General features: G+C 56.8%; 4 protein-coding genes and 1 pseudogene. All 5 read left to right on the top strand.

The window, feature by feature from the left end:
- Window positions 1-358: pseudogene (gene hemA, locus AB7E14_RS21925) on the top strand (glutamyl-tRNA reductase); the annotation flags it as partial.
- A gap of 37 nt (window positions 359-395) precedes the next feature.
- Window positions 396-1,478 carry a peptide chain release factor 1 gene (gene prfA / locus AB7E14_RS21920; protein WP_044257688.1) on the top strand — a complete coding sequence of 361 codons (1,083 nt, stop codon included), beginning with the start codon at window positions 396-398 and terminating at the stop codon, window positions 1,476-1,478.
- Window positions 1,478-2,311 carry a peptide chain release factor N(5)-glutamine methyltransferase gene (gene prmC, locus AB7E14_RS21915; RefSeq protein ID WP_216081408.1) on the top strand — a complete coding sequence of 278 codons (834 nt, stop codon included), beginning with the start codon at window positions 1,478-1,480 and terminating at the stop codon, window positions 2,309-2,311. The genes prfA and prmC overlap by 1 nt, the downstream gene beginning before the upstream one ends.
- Window positions 2,308-2,700, top strand: a complete 393-nt coding sequence (gene sirB2 / locus AB7E14_RS21910; RefSeq protein WP_216081409.1) for an invasion regulator SirB2 — start codon at window positions 2,308-2,310, stop codon at window positions 2,698-2,700. Before prmC ends, sirB2 begins: the two co-directional genes overlap by 4 nt.
- Before the next feature lie 3 nt (window positions 2,701-2,703).
- Window positions 2,704-3,402: invasion regulator SirB1 (gene sirB1, locus AB7E14_RS21905; protein ID WP_428169955.1), on the top strand; the 699-nt coding region annotated here is incomplete at its 3' end.

The raw sequence follows: 3,402 nt of genomic DNA, 5'->3' as shown, positions 1-3,402 counted from the left end.
TGACGATCTGCAAAGCATCATTTCGCACAACCTGGCGCAGCGCAAAGCTGCGGCAGTGGAAGCCGAAACGATTGTCGCGCAGGAAACCAGCGAGTTTATGGCCTGGCTGCGTGCTCAGGGCGCCAGTGAAACCATTCGTGAATACCGGAGTCAGTCTGAGCATGTACGGGATGAACTGACTGCAAAAGCGCTTGCTGCTCTGGAACAGGGCGGTGACGCGCAGGCCATTATGCAGGATCTGGCATGGAAACTGACCAACCGCCTGATCCATGCACCAACCAAATCTCTTCAGCAGGCCGCCCGTGACGGGGATGACGAACGCCTGAATATCTTGCGCGACAGCCTCGGGCTGGAGTAGCAACACACCCTTCTTTTTACAAGGTGCATTTACGCCTATGAAGCCTTCTATCGTTGCCAAACTGGAAGCCCTGCATGAACGCCATGAAGAAGTTCAGGCGCTGCTGGGTGATGCGGGAACCATCGCAGACCAGGAACGTTTTCGCGCACTGTCGCGCGAGTATGCACAGCTAAGCGATGTTTCTCGCTGTTTTACGGACTGGCAACAGATTCAGGACGATATCGAAACAGCACAAATGATGCTCGACGATCCTGAAATGCGTGAAATGGCGCAGGAAGAACTGCGCGAAGCGAAAGACAAGAGTGAACAACTGGAACAGCAGCTACAGGTATTGTTACTGCCGAAAGATCCGGACGATGAACGCAATGCGTTTCTGGAAGTTCGCGCCGGGACTGGCGGTGATGAAGCGGCCTTATTTGCCGGCGATCTGTTCCGCATGTACAGTCGCTATGCCGAAACACGCCGCTGGCGCGTGGAGATCATGAGCGCCAGCGAAGGCGAGCACGGCGGCTATAAAGAGATTATCGCCAAGATCAGCGGCGACGGCGTCTATGGTCGACTGAAGTTTGAGTCCGGCGGGCATCGTGTGCAGCGCGTACCGGCAACGGAATCGCAGGGCCGAATCCACACCTCTGCCTGTACCGTGGCGGTGATGCCGGAGCTGCCGGAAGCCGAACTGCCGGATATCAACCCGGCCGATCTCCGTATTGATACCTTCCGTTCCTCCGGGGCGGGTGGTCAGCACGTTAACACCACCGACTCCGCGATCCGTATTACTCACCTGCCGACAGGCATTGTGGTGGAGTGTCAGGACGAACGTTCGCAGCACAAGAACAAAGCCAAAGCGCTCTCGGTGCTCGGCGCGCGTATTCGCGCGGCAGAAGTGGCGAAGCGTCAGCAGGCCGAAGCGTCAACGCGTCGTAACCTGCTGGGCAGTGGCGACCGCAGCGACCGCAACCGGACCTACAACTTTCCGCAGGGGCGTGTGACCGATCACCGCATCAACCTGACGCTCTACCGTCTGGATGAAGCAATGGAAGGCAAACTGGATATGCTGATTGAGCCGATCGTGCAGGAATACCAGGCCGATCAGCTGGCGGCGCTGTCCGAGCAGGAATAATGGATTTTCAGCACTGGTTACGTGAGGCGATAAGCCAGCTACAGGAGAGTGAAAGCCCGCGTCGCGATGCCGAGATCTTACTCGAATTCGTGACCGGAAAAGGGCGCACCTGGATACTGGCGTTTGGCGAAACGACGTTGACCGACGCCCAGCAGGCGCAACTGGCGATGCTGCTGGCTCGCCGTCAACGGGGGGAACCGATCGCACATTTAACTGGCGTGCGGGAATTCTGGTCGTTGCCGCTGTTTGTTTCACCAGCCACGTTGATCCCGCGTCCGGATACCGAATGTCTGGTGGAGCAGGCGCTGGCGCGACTGCCAACAACCCCGTGCCGCATTCTCGATCTGGGTACTGGCACCGGTGCGATTGCGCTGGCGCTGGCGTCTGAGCGCCCTGACTGCGAGGTCACGGCGGTTGACAGAATGCCGGATGCCGTTGCGCTGGCGCAGCGTAATGCGGCTCATCTGGCTATCAACAATGTCCATATTCTGCAAAGCGACTGGTTTAGCGCCTTGCCGGGGCAGCAGTTTGCGATGATTGTCAGCAATCCGCCGTACATTGACGAGCAGGATCCGCATCTGGCGCAGGGCGATGTCCGCTTCGAACCGCTGAGCGCCCTGGTCGCCGGTGACTGCGGAATGGCCGACATTGTGCACATCATCGAGCAATCTCGCACGCGGCTGGAAGCGGGCGGTTTTCTGCTGATCGAGCATGGCTGGCAGCAGGGTGCCGCGGTGCGTGACGCCTTTAATCGCGCGGGCTACCAGGCGGTAGAAACTTGTCGCGATTATGGCGACAACGAGCGTCTTACGCTCGGACGCAAGCCCGTATGAACAGCGTTACGCTCCTGTTAGGGGTTCACCTTGCTAGCATTGCGCTTTCCGTTAGTCTGTTTGTGCTGCGTTATGGGTGGAGTGAATGTCATCCTGCGCGGGCTCACGCGCGCTGGACGCGCGTCGTACCGCCGATTGTTGACACCGTTTTGTTGCTCACTGGTGTGGGGTTGATCGCTAAAACGCACATCCTGCCATTCACGGAGCAGGGGACATGGCTGACTGAGAAGCTGTTTGGAGTTATCATTTACATCGTTTTGGGTTTTATTGCGCTCGATTACCGTCGGGCGCGCAGTCGGCAGGCGCGATTAATCGCGTTCCCGCTGGCGCTGGTGGTGCTGTACATCATCATTAAACTCGCCACCACAAAAATACCGTTACTGGGGTAAGTCATGAGGTCGTTAGCTGATTTCGAATTTAACAAAGCGCCATTGTGCGACGGGATGATCCTGGCATCGGAATCGATCCGCCTGGATTTCCCTTCGCAAACTGTCTATGACGAGCTGGAACGTCTGGTCAGCCTGGCGCAAGAAGAAATTAGCCAGCTTTTGTCTCAGGATGAGCAACTGGAAAAATTGCTGGCACTTTTCTACGGCGAGTGGGGCTTTACTGACACCCGCGGCGTTTACCGCTTGTCCGACGCGCTATGGCTTGACCAGGTACTGAAGAACCGCCAGGGCAGTGCGGTGTCACTGGGGGCAATTTTACTGTGGATTGCCAACCGATTGTCATTACCGCTGGTGCCGGTGATATTCCCGACGCAGCTTATTTTGCGTATCGAGTCGCTGGAAGGCGAGATGTGGCTCATCAACCCGTTTAACGGGGAAACGTTGAATGAGCATACGCTGGAAGTGTGGCTGAAGGGGAATATCAGTCCGGTCGCTGAGTTATTTAACGAGGACCTGGATGAAGCGGATAACGCGGAAGTGATTCGCAAGCTGCTGGACACGCTGAAATCTTCCTTAATGGAAGAACAACAGATGGAGCTGGCGCTGCGAGCGAGCGAAGCGTTACTGCAATTTAACCCGGAAGATCCGTATGAAATACGTGACCGGGGCTTAATTTATGCGCAACTGGAATGTGAACATGTC

Source organism: Citrobacter sp. (genome assembly GCF_050252275.1).
Classification (GTDB): Bacteria; Pseudomonadota; Gammaproteobacteria; order Enterobacterales; family Enterobacteriaceae; genus Citrobacter_A; species Citrobacter_A amalonaticus.
The sequence above is the reverse complement of the archived record's forward strand: the minus strand, read 5'-3'. Positions and strand labels throughout refer to the sequence as shown.